Source organism: Cohnella sp. GbtcB17 (assembly GCF_019091135.1).
In the GTDB taxonomy this organism is placed as follows: Bacteria; Bacillota; Bacilli; order Paenibacillales; family Paenibacillaceae; genus Cohnella.
The window spans coordinates 16,975-33,894 of the sequence record NZ_JAGXJW010000027.1; the positions used below are offsets into that span (position 1 = coordinate 16,975).

Here is a 16,920-nt window from a genome sequence, read left to right on the forward strand (position 1 = left end):
ATGAAGATTTTCAAATCCTTTTTAGCGGTCACGCTCGTCTTCGGACTGCTGTGGAGCCGATCGTGGCTGCCCGAGCCGGACGCGAACGCGGACAGCGACCCAACAAACGGCATTTTGTTGAGCATGACGTCCGATGTATCTTCGGTCGACTCCGGCCGTGTTTTTACGTACACGATTAATTTCAGCTTTTCCGGTCTCGTACACAGCTCGATCGGCAGCGAAAATCTGAAGCTTGTGCTCCCGCTGCCGGTTGGCGTCGAATTTGCGGGTTCGATTCCGCTTTCGATCCTAGCAAGCGATCCAGTCGAGAATGGAAACAATATTGAATTTCGCTTTAAATCGTCGAGCGACGGCGGCCCGGCGGCGGGAACTTCGTACAAGCTCCAAGTCAACGCAAAGTATACGGCGCATACGACGCTGGACAACACTTCGACGACAACGGCTGCCGTCATTTATGGACCCGACGCCGACGGCAATCCGACGGACGAATTGGAGTCTTCCAACGATGTCACGGTAATGGCCCATGCAGATGCGGATTGGGTTTTGAAAAAAGAGCGCATCTCGCCGATTCCGGATCCGCTTGCAGGCGGAGAAGTCCAATATCAAATTTTGTTCGACAATAATAAATCGAATACCGATATCGGTGTGTTGGATATCGAAAATGTCGTCTTGACGGATACGCTGCCTGATGAAGCCGAGTTTGTGTCGGCCTCCCCTGCACCGGATTCCGCGCCGAATCCGGGCGAATCCGGCATCGTCACCTGGAAGCCGGCGGGGACGCTTTCTCAGGATACGATATATTACGTCACTGTCCGATATCCAGCGGATATAGATCCCGCTATCAAAGTAACCAACAAGGCTGATGTCACTTATAATCCTCTGGGAAAATCTTTGCGTTCAACTGGCGCCAGCGTTGACCACTTCTTTACGACGACGAAGACGGACACCGGCCAGGGCGGCTTCTTTAAAGACGTCGAAACGCGCCAGCAAGAAATCTCCTTCGGCCAAGACGTCAAATTCTACATCGGCGGATTCCGCAATCGTTCGAACAGCACGCTCGAGGATGCCGTCATTACCGATATGACGCCGACGACGTACACGGACAATACGCCCGTACAATTTGATCTCAAGGAGATCGATACCGCGACCTTTCATGATGCAAGCGTGAGCTATGCGGTATACTACACGACAACCGCTACACCTGCGGACTGGAAATACTGGAAGTCGGTCAGTCCGGAAACATCCGAGAAACTTGCCGTTTCTTCGCTTCCTCTTGCCGGCGGCGAGCATGTGATGGGCGTACAGTTCCGATTCGCGAGCTCGCTTCCCGTCTCGTTCAGTCAAACGACCAATTTTGTCATGACCTACACGCTTGGCAGCGGCACGGCGATCAGCAATGGCAAGATGGTGGAAAACACGGCACGAGTCGACTACTTGTTTGATTCCGTGCCGAAGAGCGCTGCCGACAGCGCGACTGTGCATGTCTGGGAGAACCGGCCGCTCGTGCGGCTCGACAAAACACTGACGACCGGCGGGGCTCTCGTTCCCTCCAGTGCCTCTGCACCCAAATATGTTGAATTCGATCTTAAAGTATCGAATACCGAGTACTCGAGCGATATCTTCCAAAATCCAATTTTGATCGATATATTGCCGAAGTATTCGACGTATGATTCTTTTGATATCAAGGACAATTCAACCGACATTCCAACTGCGACTTTGAATAGCGTTACTCCTACTGTCGCGAAGGATATTTCCACGGGCAAGACGACGCTAAAGTGGAACTTCTCGGGCACGATGCAGAAGAACACTGCATTCACAGTTCGCATTAAAGCGAAAATCGACGAGTATGCGCCGCCTGGAAATTATATCAATCAGGCTGCGCTGACTACCGACACCGATCCCTACTTTAATGACTACTTCTTTGATCTGAAAACGGACGTCGACGATCTGGACGGCGACGGCCAACATGATGATTCATATGTAGCTGACTCCGCCGAATACACAGTCAATCGTGTAACCGAGCTTGGCTCCTACAAGCGGGTGCGCGGCGAGCTGGACGACGACTGGAAGGAAGGCGCCTTCCCCGATGGTTGTACGTTCGGCAACACAGCATGCGACAAGCTTGCGAATACGGTCGCCGGCGGACGCGTCGACTACAAGCTGACCGTCAAAAACAACTCCAACATCGATGTAGACCATATCGTCGTCGTCGATACGCTACCTCGCATCGGCGATGAAGGCGCGTTGCTCGGCTCGCGCGGTTCCCAGTGGGGTACGGTATTGACGGAGCCGCTGGACGACACGGGCAAGGACTACACGGTATATTACAGCACGGACGCGCATGCGAAGATCGACAATTCGTCGACGTCTTGGAGTACCACGGCACCGGACGATCTGACTACCGTTACGGCGCTCAAGTTCGCGTTCGATCCGACGTTCTCGCTTGCGCCTGGGGCTTCTATTCCGATTATTTGGTCGATGAGAGCGCCGCTCGGCACGACCCAGAACGTAATTGCCTGGAACTCGTTCGCCCACCAGGCCCAAGCAAAGGATAATCACGATCCCCTTTTGCCGGCAGAGCCGCCGAAGGTCGGCGTGCACATCAATCCGCCTTCTTCTGACAAGGTGTCGCTCGGCAACTATGTGTGGGCCGACCTCGACAAGGACGGCGTGCAAGACCCGGATGAGCAGGGAATTAACGGTGTCAAGGTCGAATTGCTGAATGCGGCCGACGATTCCGTATTCACGAAGACGTTCAAAGACGACGGCAATACAGTTCAAGTCCCCGTCACGACGGTGACCGGTCCCGATGCCGACGGCAAGCCCGGCTATTACCTGTTCCCCGAACTGCCGGCAAGCGACTCTCTCGGCGCCGGGGATTACAAGGTCCGCTTTACTATGCCGACCGTCTTGCCGGAGGATTATAAATACGGCAGCGGTTCCGACGCTTATTCGAACGCGGCCAATCATTTTAATGCCTGGACTAAAATAAACGTCGGCGATGCGAACCTGGACTCCAACGTCGGCTTGCCCGGCGGCAACGACATCTCGCCGACCGTCATTACCGGTTCAATCCACCTGACCGCCGACGACATCTCGATCGACGCGGGCCTCGAGCCACCGCTCGGCGCGATAGGCGACTATGTCTGGTACGATAAAAATGGCAACGGCACGCAAGATGCGTCCGAACCCGGAATCGAAGGCGTTACGGTCAAGTTGTTCAAGAAAAACGATTCCGGCGTGTGGGAAAACAAAGATACGAAAACGACAGATGCAAGCGGCCTATATCGTTTCGACGGTCTGCTGCCCGGCGAGTACAAAGTACAGTTTCCAACAGAACAATTGTATGACACGGACTCCGACAGTACGAATGAAAAGACCCTGCTAACTTTTAAAAGCCAAGGGAACAACCGAACGAAGGATTCCAATGCATACGATCTGGCGAGTGCTGCATCCTTTGGCTCAGCCGCAACGGAGGACGATGCGAAGCCGCTTGGCTTCACGGATGTTATCCAGCTGCAGCTCGGTGAGATCAACCTGACTGTAGACGCAGGCTACGTACTTCCCGTAAAGCTAGGCGATCAAGTATGGGTAGACGCAAATTATAACGGCGTGCAAGACGATCCCTTTGACGTGGTATCCAAAGGCGTTAAGGTAAGCCTGCTGACCGAGAACGGAACGAAGGTCAAGGATAATAACGGTGCCGATGTAACGGTCGACACCGACCTTAACGGCAATTATTTGTTCAAGGATCTATTGCCGCGAAAATACAAAGTTCAATTCGATCTGCCTCCAGCCTATGGGTTTACGCGCAAAGGTCAAGGAAGCGTCGCTTCTGACTCTGACGTCAACCGTTCGGCCAACAATGGGCAGACATTGCAAACTTCCGGCCAGACGGACACGTTCGATACAGTACTAGTGCCTGGTAGCGAGGACCTTAAAATCGATGCCGGTCTGGTCAAACTGGTCGCCCTCGGCGACTACGTCTGGAACGACAAAAATGAAGACGGCATCCAAGACGCAGGAGAGCCAGGTGTGAGCGGCGTCAAGGTCGTCCTTTCTTTCGATCATGACGGCAACAGTTCGACGCCAATGACGGCGAATTATCGGTCGGCTACGACGGCCGCAGACGGCTCGTATAAATTTGCGAATCTTTATCCTGGCGACTATAAGGTTGAATTTGAGCGGGGCAACGGCTACCTGTTTACGCTAAAAGAACAAGGAGCAGATTCCGGTAAAGATTCGAACGTGAACGTGCCGAGCCCTTCAAATACCAAAGCAAGCACGGACACGTTCACCCTGAATACCCTCGACGACATGACCATCGACGCCGGACTCATTGAGCTCGCCTCTGTCGGCGACAAGGTATGGCTCGACGCGGACGGCGACAATGTGCAGGATGCCGGAGAAAACGGCGTGACCGGCGTTCAAGTCCAACTGCTGGACGGCTTAGGTGATCCGGTAACGGACGACGCCTATGGAACGACAATCACAACCAAAACGACGGGCTCGGATGGACTTTACAAATTCGATAACCTGCCTGCCGGCGATTATACGGTGAAGTTCACGCTGCCGACCGGCTACTGGTTCGTGCAGCCGGATATTGGCAGCAACGACGCGCTCGACTCCGATGCGATCAAGCAACCGGCGCCGGATAGCCTGATCGGGCTCGCTGAGACGAACCTGTCTACCGGCGAGCACGACATGACGATCGACGCAGGCGTGCACACGCTCGCTTCGCTCGGAGATTTCGTATGGCACGACCTCAACGGTGACGGCGTGCAGGATGAAGGCGAGCCGGGCAAGAGCGGCATCAAGGTCGAGCTGCTGAACGAGAACGGCTCGCCGGCAAAGGATGCTTACGACATTCTCGTTGCTTCTCAAACGACGGATGCCGACGGCAAGTACAAGTTCGTGAACTTGTCCGCAGGCAATTATAAGGTCAAATTCAGTAATCTTCCGACCGGCTTTAAGTTTACCGGCAAGGGTCAAGGGACCGCTGCGAAGGATTCCGACGCTTCGCCTTTGGATGCGAACCTGGGTCTGACCGATACGGTGACGCTCACCATCGGTCAGCAGCGCACCGACGTCGACGCCGGTATCGTGGACCGCGTGTCGCTGGGTGACTTCGTATGGAGCGACCGCGACTTCGACGGCATTCAGGACGGAGGCGAGCCCGGCGTCGAAGGCGTCACCGTCAAGCTGTACGACGCTGCCGATCTGACGACGGCGATTGGAACAACCGCTACGGATGCGGACGGAAAATATCTGTTTGCCAACCTGTGGCCAGGCGATTACGTCGTTCAATTCATCCTGCCGAGCGACGAGTACATGTTCACACATGCCCTCTCCGGCCCCGATCGCCTGATCGATTCGAACGCGGACGACGACGCATCCGGCACGAGCTTCGGCTTCAGCCAACCAGTCACGCTCGTTTCCGATCAGGACGACTTGACGATCGACGCAGGGCTTGTCGAGCTCGCTTCTCTCGGCGATTACGTCTGGGAAGACGGGAACGACAACGGCATTCAGGACGCTCTCGAAAAAAGCTTTGCCGGCGTCACGGTCCACCTGCTGGACAGCTCCGGCAATCCGATCATGAGGGGCGGCGCACCGCTCGTCGCGACAACCGACTTAAACGGTATTTACAACTTCGACAAGCTCATACCGGGCGACTACATCGTTCAATTCGACCCGCCGACCAACTATATTTTCGCGAAAAAGAACGCAGCGGGCAGCACCGCGGCTAACGATTCCGATGCCGACGCTGCGACAGGCCGCACTGCAGTTGTCTCGCTCAGCCCGGGAGAGAACGATGTCGGCACCGACGCGGGTCTCGTCAAATTGACCGCGCTCGGCGACTACGTATGGATGGATCGCAACCTGAATGGCATTCAGGACGCCGGCGAAAGCGGCGTGGCGGGCGTAACGGTCCGCTTGCTTGACGGATCCGGTTCGCCTATCCTGAGCGGTGGCGTGCCGATCACGACAACGACGGATGTGGACGGCCAGTACTTGTTCGAACAGCTGCAGCCTGGCGCTTACCGGGTCTCCTTCGACCTCCCGGCCGGCTACGTGTTCACTTCGCAGGACGCGGGCTCGGTCGATACCGCGGACTCCGATGCCGATGCGAGCGACGGCGGACGCACGGATGCCGTTACGCTGTCCTCTGGCGACGTAAACCGAACGCTCGATGCAGGTCTTGTAGAGCTCGCATCCGTGGGCGATAAAGTCTGGCTCGACGCGGACGGCGACAATGTGCAAGATTCCGTAGAAGAAGGCGTGGCCGGCGTTCTGGTCCAACTGCTGGATGACGCAGGCGATCCGGTAACGACCGACGCTTACGGCGCCGCCATCGCTCCGGTCACGACGGATGCGACCGGACTTTACAAGTTCGACAACCTGCTTCCGGGCAATTATGCGGTCAAATTCACGCTGCCGACCGGCTACTGGTTCGTACATCCGAATCAAGGCGGCGATGACGCGCTCGATTCCGACGCGATCAAGCAAGGCAACGGCTCGATTGGTCTCGCGGAGACGACCTTGTCCGCAGGCGAGAACGACATGACGATCGACGCCGGCGTACACACGCTCGCCTCGCTGGGCGATTACGTATGGCACGACATCAACGGCGACGGCGTGCAGGATGCCAGCGAGCCGGGCAAGAGCGGCGTTACAGTCGAGTTGCTGAACGAGGACGGCACGCCGGTGCACGATGCCTATGGCGTCGACGTGGACCCGCAATTGACGGATGCCGACGGCAAGTACAAGTTCATTAACTTGTCCGCTGGCGATTACAAGGTGAAATTCAGCGATCTTCCGACCGGTTACAAGTTTACGATTCCGGGTCGAGGCACAGCCGCGACGGATTCCGACGCTTCGAATTCGGATTCGGATGCCGGCCTTACCGATATCGTTACACTTGCGATCGGCCAGCAGCGGACCGACGTTGACGCCGGTATCGTAAATCTCGCCTCGCTGGGCAACTTCGTATGGAACGACCGCGATTTCGACGGCATTCAAGACGGAGGCGAGCCTGGCGTCGCAGGCGTCACCGTTAAGCTTTACGACGCATCCGACCGGACGGCCGCCCTCAACACGGCGGTGACGGACGCGAACGGCGCATACTTGTTTACCAACTTGTGGCCCGGCGATTACGTCGTTCAATTCGTTCTGCCGAGCGACGAATACATGTTCACGCATGCCCTGTCCGGTTCCGATCGCCTGATCGATTCGAACGCAGACGACGATGCTTCCGGCAATAACTTTGGTTTCAGCGAAGCCGTCACGCTCGTTTCCGAACAGAATGACTTGACGATCGATGCGGGGCTTGTCGAGCTTGCTTCTCTCGGCGATTACGTCTGGGAAGACGGGAACGACAACGGCATTCAGGACGCGCTCGAAAAGAGTTTGGCGGGCGTCACGGTCCGACTGCTCGATGCGGCGGGCAACCCGGTCATGAAAGGCGGCTCGCCTGTCACGACGACGACAAATATGTTGGGCCGTTACAGCTTTAACAAGCTCGTTCCGGACGACTATATCGTTCAATTCGATCTGCCTGCCGACTATATATTCGCTAAAAAGAACGCGACGGGCAGTACCGCGGCGAACGATTCCGACGCCGACACGACGACGGGCCGCTCTGCGATCGTCTCCCTCAGTCCGGGAGAGAACGACGTAGATACTGACGCAGGTCTTGTCAAGCTGACCGCGCTCGGCGATTATGTGTGGATGGACCGCAATCTGAACGGTATTCAAGATGCCGGAGAGACCGGTGTGTCGGGCGTAACCGTTCGCTTGCTAGACGGCGCCGGTTCGCCGGTCATGAGCAACGGCTCGCCTGTCACGACGACGACGGATGCGGACGGCAAATACTTGTTCGAGCAACTGCTGCCTGGCGACTACCGGGTCTCCTTCGACCTTCCTGCCGGCTACGTGTTCACATCGCAGGATGCAGGAGCGCTTGATCACTTGGATTCCGATGCCAATGCGAACGAAGGCGGACGCACGGCTGCCGTAACGCTGTCTTCCGGGGACGTCAACTCGACGCTTGATGCAGGCTTGATCAAGCTCGTCAACCTTGGCGACAAGCTTTGGGTCGACCTCGGCGCGATCGGTCAGCAGGACGGCGAGTCTGCGGACACAGTGGCTGCCGACGTCACGGTGCGCCTGCTTCTAGCCGACGGAACGCCTGTCCAAAGCGGCGGAACGCCGGTGACGACCGTCACGGACGCTTCGGGTCATTACCTGTTTACGAACTTGTATCCCGGCGACTACAAGGTACGCTTCGATCTGCCGGCAGGCTATTTGTTCACTAAGAGCCTGGTCACGGGTACAGGGTACACGACGGACAATGACTCCAACGCGGATGCGACCGGCACGACCGGCATCATCAAGCTTACGGCCGGTCAAGACGACCTGAGCATCGACGCAGGCATCGTTTTGCCGGCTGCGATAGGCGATTATGTCTGGGAAGACGCGGACTCGAACGGGATCCAGGGTCCTGACGAGAAAGGCCGCAACGGACTGAAGGTCGAGCTGCTCGACGCCCTTGGCAACGTGCTGAAGACGACGACAACCGCCGACCTTGCCGGCAAACCTGGCCACTACAAATTCGATGGCCTGATGCCGGATACGTACAAAATCAAATTTTACATCCCGGACGGTCAGTTGTTCACGACCAAGCGCGCCACGCCAGACGCGGCGCAGGACTCCGACGCCGGCATCGAAGGCGATACGGAAGCCGTCACGCTGGCGCCGGGCGAATACAACGATGATATCGACGCCGGCTTCTTCCCGGTTCCCGCCATCATCCCGGCCGGTCTCGGCGACCGCGTATGGATCGACGTGAACGGCGACGGCCTGCAGGATGAAAACGAAACGGGATTAAACGGCGTCACCGTCGAGCTGTACAATCGCGTTGGCGCGCTGGTCGCGACCAAGGTCACGGCCAACGACGCGTCCGGCCAACCCGGATATTACGCCTTCACCGGCCTCAATCCGGAAGATTATTCGGTTAAATTCATTTTGCCGACGGGCTATCAATTCACGAAGTCCGCGCAAGGCGCAGACCGCAGCAAAGATTCGAACGCGGACTTGCTCGGCAAGACCCCGGTCGTCTCTCTGATCGCCGGCGTGCACGACAAGACGATCGATGCAGGCCTCGTCCCGCTGTCCTCCATCGGCGACTACGTCTGGATCGACGCCAATTCGAACGGCAAGCAGGACGCAGGCGAAATCGGCCTGAACGGCGTGGAGGTGTCCCTCTTCGACGCGGACGGCAATGAGATCGCTTTGCAGATCACCGGCAATGACGCCGGCGGCAAGCCTGGTTACTACGCGTTCAAAGATTTGGCACCTGGCTCTTACCGCTTGAGCTTCAAGCTTCCGAACGGCTATGCATGGACGGCCACGCATGCCGCGGGCGCCAAGGGCGACACCGACTCCGACGTCGGCCCCGACGGCCGCACGGGCGTCGTCTCGCTCCAGCCTGGCGCGAGCGACCTGACAGTGGATGCAGGCCTTGTCCTCAAGAAGGACGAGCCGCAGACGCCTGACGGCGAAGACGACGGCGATACCGGCACCGACAACGGCGACAACGCCAACCCTGGCTCGGGCAATCCTAGCCAAGGCGGCGGACAAACCGGCGGCAACAACTCGGGCAGCGGCAACACAGACGGAGACGGCGGAAGCGAGGACGGCGGCATTGACAGCGGCTCTAACGGCTCCGCATCCGGCTCCTCCGGCAACGGCTCGGCTTCCGGCAGCGGACAGCTGCCGAAGACCGGCGAGACCGCGCCGATCTATCCTTACGTCGGTTACGGCCTGATCGCAGCCTCGCTGATCCTGCTCGGCATCCGGTTTCGCAATCGCAAGCCGAAGCGCACGCTTTAAAAAAGTATAATGATCGTCAAAGCCCGCCGGCGCGTTGCAGTTGCGCCAGCGGGCTTTTTCATGCGCTCAAACTGATGAACAATGCCTGTCAGAAGACAGTAAGGAGCCGCCAGCAGGTCTGGCGGCTCTTTACTGTCTTCTCGATTATTTTTTCCAAGTCGCGAACGCTTCGGCCGGCTCCTTGGCGGTGTCGAAACGTTTGCCGAGCAGCGGCGAGAGCTGCTCGAGCTCCTTGAGCAGTTTGGCGAATTGGTCGGGGAACAACGACTGCACGCCGTCGCCCGTCGCCGAGTTGTCCGGATCGGTATGCATCTCGATGATGAGGCCGTTCGCTCCTGCTGCGACGGACGCCTTAGTCATCGTCTCGACCAGCTCGCGGCGGCCCGTCGCATGGCTCGGATCGGCGATAACCGGCAGATGCGACAGCTGCTGAATGACCGGGATCGCAGCCAGATCGAACGTGTTGCGCGTATACGTCTCGAAGGTCCGAATGCCGCGCTCGCACAGCATAACGTTCGGATTGCCTCCCGCCAGAATGTACTCCGCCGCGTTCAGCCACTCGTCGTACGTCGCGCTGAAGCCGCGCTTCAGCAGGACGGGATTCTGGATCGTGCCCAGCTTGCGAAGCAGGTCGAAGTTCTGCATGTTGCGCGTGCCGACCTGCATGATGTCCGCGTATTCGGCGCAAATGTCCACGAACTCCGGCGCCATGACTTCCGTGATGGTGAGCAAGCCGTATTTCTCGCCGGCCTCCTTCATCCACTTCAAACCTTCCACGCCGATCCCCTGGAAGCTGTAAGGACCCGTGCGCGGCTTAAATGCGCCGCCCCGCAGCACCTGGCCGCCGGCCGCCTTGACCAGACGGGCGATCTCGTCGATCTGCTCCGGCGTCTCGACCGCGCACGGGCCGCCCATGACGACCAGGTTGTCGCCGCCGATCTTCACGCCTTTTACTTCGATGATCGTGTCGTCCGGGTGGAAGTCCCGGCTCGCCAGCTTGTAGGACTTGGAAATTTTGATGACGTTCTCGACACCTTGCATCGAACGGATGTGCTCGGCGAGCGAAGGCTCCGCCTTACCGATGATGCCGATGACGGTACGGTCCGTCCCCCGCGAGATATGGGGCTGTACGCCGCTCTTTTGAATATAGTCGGCAATCTCCAAGATGCGTTCTTCGGAGATATGCGGAGTTGTAATGACGATCATAAGGACACGCTCCCGGATTCTAAATGAATATTATTTTTGAATATCGCTTTCGCGCTTGTTCGCTTCGACGCTTATACGCTTTTAAGCACTAAAGCAAATATAGACGATAAAACCCCGGGTGTCAATCCCCGGGGCCATCTTCTTTCCGCGTCTTTCTGTTTATTTCCGTTTCTTTCCGTGTCACTCCATCGCCGGCTTGTTCGCTTCGATCACGATCTTCCTAGCGCGGCGCTTTTCTCTCCGTTTGCGCTTGAACGCCTGGACGCTGTACCAGATCGGGAAGAAAAACAAGACCCCAAGCGCGAGTCCGTCGATCATCCCCCCGACGATCATCTTGAGGTTGAACAGCAGAAAGTGGTTGATCTTCTCCGGCAGAAACGAAAAATTCACCGTAAAATGGGCGGGCATGACCGCGTCCGCCACCATCTTGTTCAGCACGGACATTGGAATGTAGATCAGCTTGCCGAACAAAAATCCGACCAGCGCCGACGGTAAATTGCCCCGAAGCAGGTAGATCAGCGGAAAGATGAGCACGAACGAAGTGCCGTAAGTCGGCAGATTAAACATCTCGACGAACAGCCCGACCGCGAATCCCATCGCGATCGAATAGGCACCGCCCTTGGCGCGAAGCAGCTTGACGTACTGCAGCTTCAAAAACCGGACGAACTTGCGAAGACGTAGTTGCATGGCGCTCCTTTCTTGCGGCCTACGGCGCCACTCCAGCCAAGAAAGGCTCAAATGGTTGATTTTTCTCTAACCGTCGGCAGCAGCTTGCTCATATTGACGGTGCGTCGGATTTCCCAGGTCGAAGGGTCGTTGTGATCGTATCGCTCCAAATATTGGATGACTTCCTTGGTCAGCGGCGTCGGCGTCGAAGCGCCGGACGTGACGGCGACGCGGTCGACGCCTTCCAGCCATTCGCGCTTGATCTCCGTGACGTCCGAGACGCGGTACGCCTTCACGCCGGAGATCTCCTCCGATACTTGAGCGAGCCGATTGGAATTGTTGCTCCGGGGATCGCCCACCACGATGCAGAGCTGCGCATTCTTCGCTTGCTCGGCGACGGCTTCCTGGCGAACCTGCGTCGCCAGGCAAATCTCGTTGTGGACCTCGGCCCGGGGAAACGTCTCGAGCAGCTTCGAGATGAGATGTCGGATATCCCACTGCGACATCGTCGTCTGATTCGTTATTATAATACGGTCGCCGGCAAGTCGAAGTTCCGCGATATCCGCTTCGTTCTCGATCAGATGAACGCGCTCCGGCGCGATCCCGATGGCGCCTTCCGGCTCAGGATGGCCTTTTTTGCCGATGTAGATAATATCGTAGCCCTCTTCGACCTTGTCGCGAATGAGATCATGCGTCTTCGTGACGTCCGGGCATGTGGCGTCCACGATGGTCAGCCCTTTTTCCTTGGCCCTTCTGCGGACTTCGGGCGAGACGCCGTGCGCCGTAAAAATGACGGTGCCCGAATCCACGCCTTCGAGAATCTCGAGACGGTTCGCGCCATCCAGCGTGATGATGCCCTCGTCCTTGAACGATTCGGTCACATGGCTGTTGTGCACGATCATCCCTAAAATATAAATGGGGCGTGGCAGATCCAGGTTGCGCGCCGCCTGAAGGGCAAGCACCAAGGCATCCACCACGCCGTAGCAATATCCGCGAGGGGAAATTTTGACGATCTCCATTTTCGTAACCCGCTTTCTCGCCCGTACCTGTCAGCTTTGTTCCGAATCGGGAACAGCCGGGCGTACCGATGCCTCCATTATACCGTAATCCGGGCATTCGGAAAAGTCGACGGGAAGCCATACGGTAAAGCGGCTGCCGCCCTCGGGACTGGACTGAACCTCTAGGGAGGCGCGGTGCATGTCCGCGATCCACTTGGCGATCGAGAGGCCGAGTCCGGTGCCGGCCGTCCGGCCGCGGGATTCGTCCGCCCGGTAGAACCGGTCGAAGATGCGGGGCATGTCGGCTTTGGCGATGCCGATGCCCGTATCGGCGACAGATAAGCCCACGCGGTCCTCCTGGCGGTACACCTCCAAGCGGACTTCGCCTGCGGGCGTGTACTTAAAGCCGTTTTCGATAAAAATGAACAGCAGCTGCATCAGGTAATCCCGGTTGCCGACGACCCGCACGCCCGCAAGCGCGTCAAGCGGTCCGACGACCCACTCCGCCTTGCGCGGCAAAAATCCTGCTCTGCGCGCGACTTCTTCGACAAGCGGCAGCAGGTCGATCGGCTCCTTGTCGACGACGTAGCCGGCATCCGCGCGCGCCAGCGACAACAAGTCGTTGACGAGTCGGCTCATCCGCCGCGCTTCGTCCGAGATATCGTGCAGCGCCTCGCGCGACAGCTCCTCCCGCTCCGCCGGGGACAGCTTCGGCTTAACGACGACGCTGTCTTGCCCGTTCTGCTGATCCTGCGCGTCGCTGTCGCCTGTCTCCGACCACACTTTCTCCAGCAAATCGACATTGCCGCGAATCGTCGTCAGCGGCGTCCGCAGCTCGTGCGGAGCGTCCGATACGAATCTGCGCTGCGCAACATTGGACTCCTCCAGCACATTGTAGGCTTTCTCCACCCGCTCCAGCATATGATTGAGCGTCCGCGTGAGCCGGCCGATCTCGTCCTGGCTCTCGCCGGGAATGCGCAGCTTCAGGTCGGACCCGCTCTGCACGCGCTCGGCGGCTTCCGTGACCATTTCGATCGGGCGCAGCGCCTTGCGCGCGAGGAAAAGGCCGATGACGAAGGCGAGTACGAGACTGGCGAGGCCGGCGATCCAGAGGATGGTTCGCATTTGCGACAGATAGACGATTTCGTTTTTCGTATATGCGCCTACTTGCAACAGTCCGATGATTGCGCCGTTCTCAGGCAAAACGAGCGCTTTTTCATAAATGACGAACGGATAGCCTTTCAGCGTTTCCGCATGGTATCGGCCGGTCTTGATGCCATCGAATTCGGGGTAGGCGAATTTGAGCCCCAATGCATTCAGATTGGAAGTCTGCATATCGATGCGACCGCGCGGATCTTGGGTATAATTGACGGCTTGCGCCGCTATGCTGACGTCTATCGCGTTGGATGTACGGATAAGGATCCTCAGTTCCCCGGCGGAATTAAACGTCGAAGCCACATCAACATTTTCCGCTTCGTTCATCAACCTTGTCTTGATGCTGCCCATCGTATTCTGGTAAACGATCGCGTATATCAGGATGCCAAAAGCCACGAGCGCGGCCGCCAGCAGGCCCGAATACCATAAAGTCAGTCGAAGCCTGATCGACATGCCCTAGCTGTCTCCCTTCAGGACATAGCCCGCTCCCCGCACCGTCTGAATGAGGCGCTTGTCCCCGAACTCTTCCAGCTTCTGACGCAGCATCGCCACATACACCTCGAGCACGTTGGACTCGCCGCTGTAGTCGTAGCCCCAGATTTTGTCCATGATCTGGTCGCGCGACAGAACGCGTTTCGGATTTTGCATGAACAGATGCAGCAGGTCGAACTCCTTGGCGGTCAGCTCGATCCGGTTGTCGCCGCGGATCGCTTCCCGTCCGTCGACGTCGAGCACAAGATCCTCGAAGCGCAGCCGGTTGTTCTCTCCCGCAGATTCCGGCCGCCGGCGCATGAGCGCGCGGACGCGAGCCATCAGCTCCTCCAGCGCGAACGGCTTCACGAGATAGTCGTCGGCCCCGAGATCCAGTCCCTTCACCCGATCCTGCACGTCGTCCTTGGCCGTCAGCATCAGAACGGGCACATTAATGCCCGCCGTCCGCAGCCTGCGGCACACTTCCCAGCCGTCTATACCCGGCATCATGACGTCGAGAATGACCAGGTCCGCGGATTTGTCCGCCACGATGCCAAGGCCTGCCGGGCCGTTCGCCGCGGTGGATACTTCATAGCCTTCAAAAGCCAGGCTTCGCCTGAGCAGCGAGGTGATCTTGTCGTCGTCGTCGATTACGAGAATATGCGGTCTCATGCGTTCCTCCGTCTAAAAGAATGGGGCAGTCTTAAGCGACTGCCCCGCTAACGCTATTTTACCAGAAAATCTTACGGTTGTTGCTGTTGCTCCTGCGATTGTTCCTCAAAGTCGCTCTTGTTGCCGATCGTCAGCGTCAGATCGATCTTCTTGCCGTCGCGGAATACGTTCAGCACCGCCTTGTCGCCTACGGCTTTTTTCTGGATGGCGGCGATCAGATCTTCCTTCTTCTTGTACGTCGTGCCGTCCATGCCGAGAATGACGTCGTATTTGCGCAGATCCGCCTTGTAAGCCGGCGAGTTGTACAAAATATCGTTGACGAGCGAACCTGCCGTATCGGACAATCCGAGCTGGCGCGCGGCCGAGCTGCTAATATCCGAGAGCGTCGCGCCGATGAACGGAGACGGCTTCGCCGGAATTTTCGTGTTGGATTTAAGGTTATCCAGCACTTCGGTGATCGTGCTCGTCGGAATCGCGAAGCCGATGCCTTGCGCCTGCGAGCTGACCGCGGTGTTGATGCCGATGACTTCGCCGTTCAGGTTAATGAGCGGGCCGCCGGAATTGCCGGGGTTGATCGAGGCGTCGGTCTGCAGCAAATGCTCGTAATTGCGCGTGCCGGCGGAATCCTGAATGCTGATCTTGCGCTCGTTGGAGCTCAGCACGCCGACGGTGACCGTGTGGTCGAAGCCGTACGGATTGCCGATCGCCACGACCCAGTCGCCCATGTTCGCCGCGCCGGAGTCGCCAAGCTTAAGCGTCGGGAAGTCGGTGCCTTCGATCTTCAGGACCGCGAGGTCAAGATCGTAGCTGGAGCCGAGCAGCTTCGCCGTATAAGGCTCTTGATGGCCGGTAACGGTAACCTTGATCTCGTCGGCGTCCGCGATGACGTGCTGGTTGGTCAGGATGTAGCCCGTTGCGTCGAAAATGAAGCCCGAGCCCATGCCCTCCTCCTGCAGCGAACCGTCAGGGCCGCCGCCGTTTCCGTTGTTCCCGCCCGAGCCGTCGCCGTATTCGTCGCCGAAAAACTGGCGGAACAGCGGATTTTCGTCCAACCAGCCGTTGCCGGAGCCGCCCTGGCCCGAAGCTTTGACAAAAGTCTCGATCTTGACGACCGCGGGGCTTGCTTGCTCGAATATTTTCGAGATATTGTTCGGCCGGACGGTGTCGGTGACGTTGGCGACCGTCTTCGCGCCGCCGTTGTCGTTCGCGGACGCTACCGCGGCCGATACCGGCGCCGCCGCCTTGGTGCTGAACCAATCGCCGCGGTCGGCCGCGAACATCAAACCGCCGACGACGACCACGCCCGCCATGAACGAAGCGAATACCGAACGGATCGACGATCTGCGAGGCGGCTTCGATGCCTCCCAGTTCCTTCCGTTGCCCGATACGGTGAAAGGCCGGTACTCCCGATCGCCCGGCTGAACGGCCGGCGTCGCCGGACGCTCGCCTGCGCCATTGCCGCTATCGTAGGCCGAGCCGTACGAAGCTCCGCGTTCCCGGTCCGAGCCGAACGGCCCGTAAGTGAACCTCGTTTCTTCTCGCGAAGTCGTATAATCCGCTTCCGGCGTCTCCGGGCCGGACGTCGTCTCGCCGCGGCCTTCCCCGCGCGCGTCCGCCTGATCCGAATACCGATACTCCGGTCCCTTCGCCGTTCCCGCCTCGCCGTTCTCTTCGCGCTCGTTATATCGGAACCCGAAGAGATTGTCTTCCGGCTTCTTGTTCTGGTCGTCCATGTCCGATTCCTCCCATGTCGCCGCGGCCCTCGCGCCTGCGGTCGTTTGTTCTTCTTGTTAACATCTTCGCCTATTTACCTTAAAACAATCTTAAAGCGAACTGAATCAATATTAAAAAGTTATAA

The 16,920-nt window shown here is 58.1% G+C and carries 7 protein-coding genes; 1 reads left to right on the top strand and 6 read right to left on the bottom strand.

Going from position 1 to position 16,920, the window contains the following annotated elements:
- The gene (locus tag KVT38_RS16090) at positions 1–9,894 is read left to right on the top strand and encodes an SdrD B-like domain-containing protein (RefSeq protein ID WP_217594752.1); all 9,894 of its coding nucleotides are present in this window, start codon (positions 1–3) and stop codon (positions 9,892–9,894) included.
- Between the two features lie 144 nt (positions 9,895–10,038).
- Here the strand turns inward: KVT38_RS16090 and aroF are convergent, their stop codons facing one another.
- The 6 genes from aroF to KVT38_RS16120 all read right to left on the bottom strand — a co-directional run bounded on the left by aroF (position 10,039) and on the right by KVT38_RS16120 (position 16,795).
- Positions 10,039–11,100, bottom strand: a complete 1,062-nt coding sequence (aroF, locus tag KVT38_RS16095; protein ID WP_217594753.1) for a 3-deoxy-7-phosphoheptulonate synthase — start codon at positions 11,098–11,100, stop codon at positions 10,039–10,041.
- A 180-nt stretch (positions 11,101–11,280) separates the two neighbouring features.
- A complete protein-coding gene (locus KVT38_RS16100; protein ID WP_217594754.1) occupies positions 11,281–11,787 on the bottom strand; it encodes a DUF2062 domain-containing protein in 507 nt (168 codons plus the stop codon).
- A 47-nt stretch (positions 11,788–11,834) separates the two neighbouring features.
- Positions 11,835–12,785, bottom strand: a complete 951-nt coding sequence (locus KVT38_RS16105; RefSeq protein WP_217594755.1) for a 4-hydroxy-3-methylbut-2-enyl diphosphate reductase — start codon at positions 12,783–12,785, stop codon at positions 11,835–11,837.
- A gap of 30 nt (positions 12,786–12,815) precedes the next feature.
- Positions 12,816–14,372, bottom strand: a complete 1,557-nt coding sequence (locus KVT38_RS16110) for a sensor histidine kinase (RefSeq protein WP_217594756.1) — start codon at positions 14,370–14,372, stop codon at positions 12,816–12,818.
- 3 nt (positions 14,373–14,375) lie between these two features.
- Positions 14,376–15,062, bottom strand: a complete 687-nt coding sequence (locus tag KVT38_RS16115; RefSeq protein WP_217594757.1) for a response regulator transcription factor — start codon at positions 15,060–15,062, stop codon at positions 14,376–14,378.
- A 71-nt stretch (positions 15,063–15,133) separates the two neighbouring features.
- Positions 15,134–16,795, bottom strand: a complete 1,662-nt coding sequence (locus KVT38_RS16120; RefSeq protein WP_217594758.1) for a S1C family serine protease — start codon at positions 16,793–16,795, stop codon at positions 15,134–15,136.
- Between the last annotated feature and the right edge of the window lie 125 nt (positions 16,796–16,920).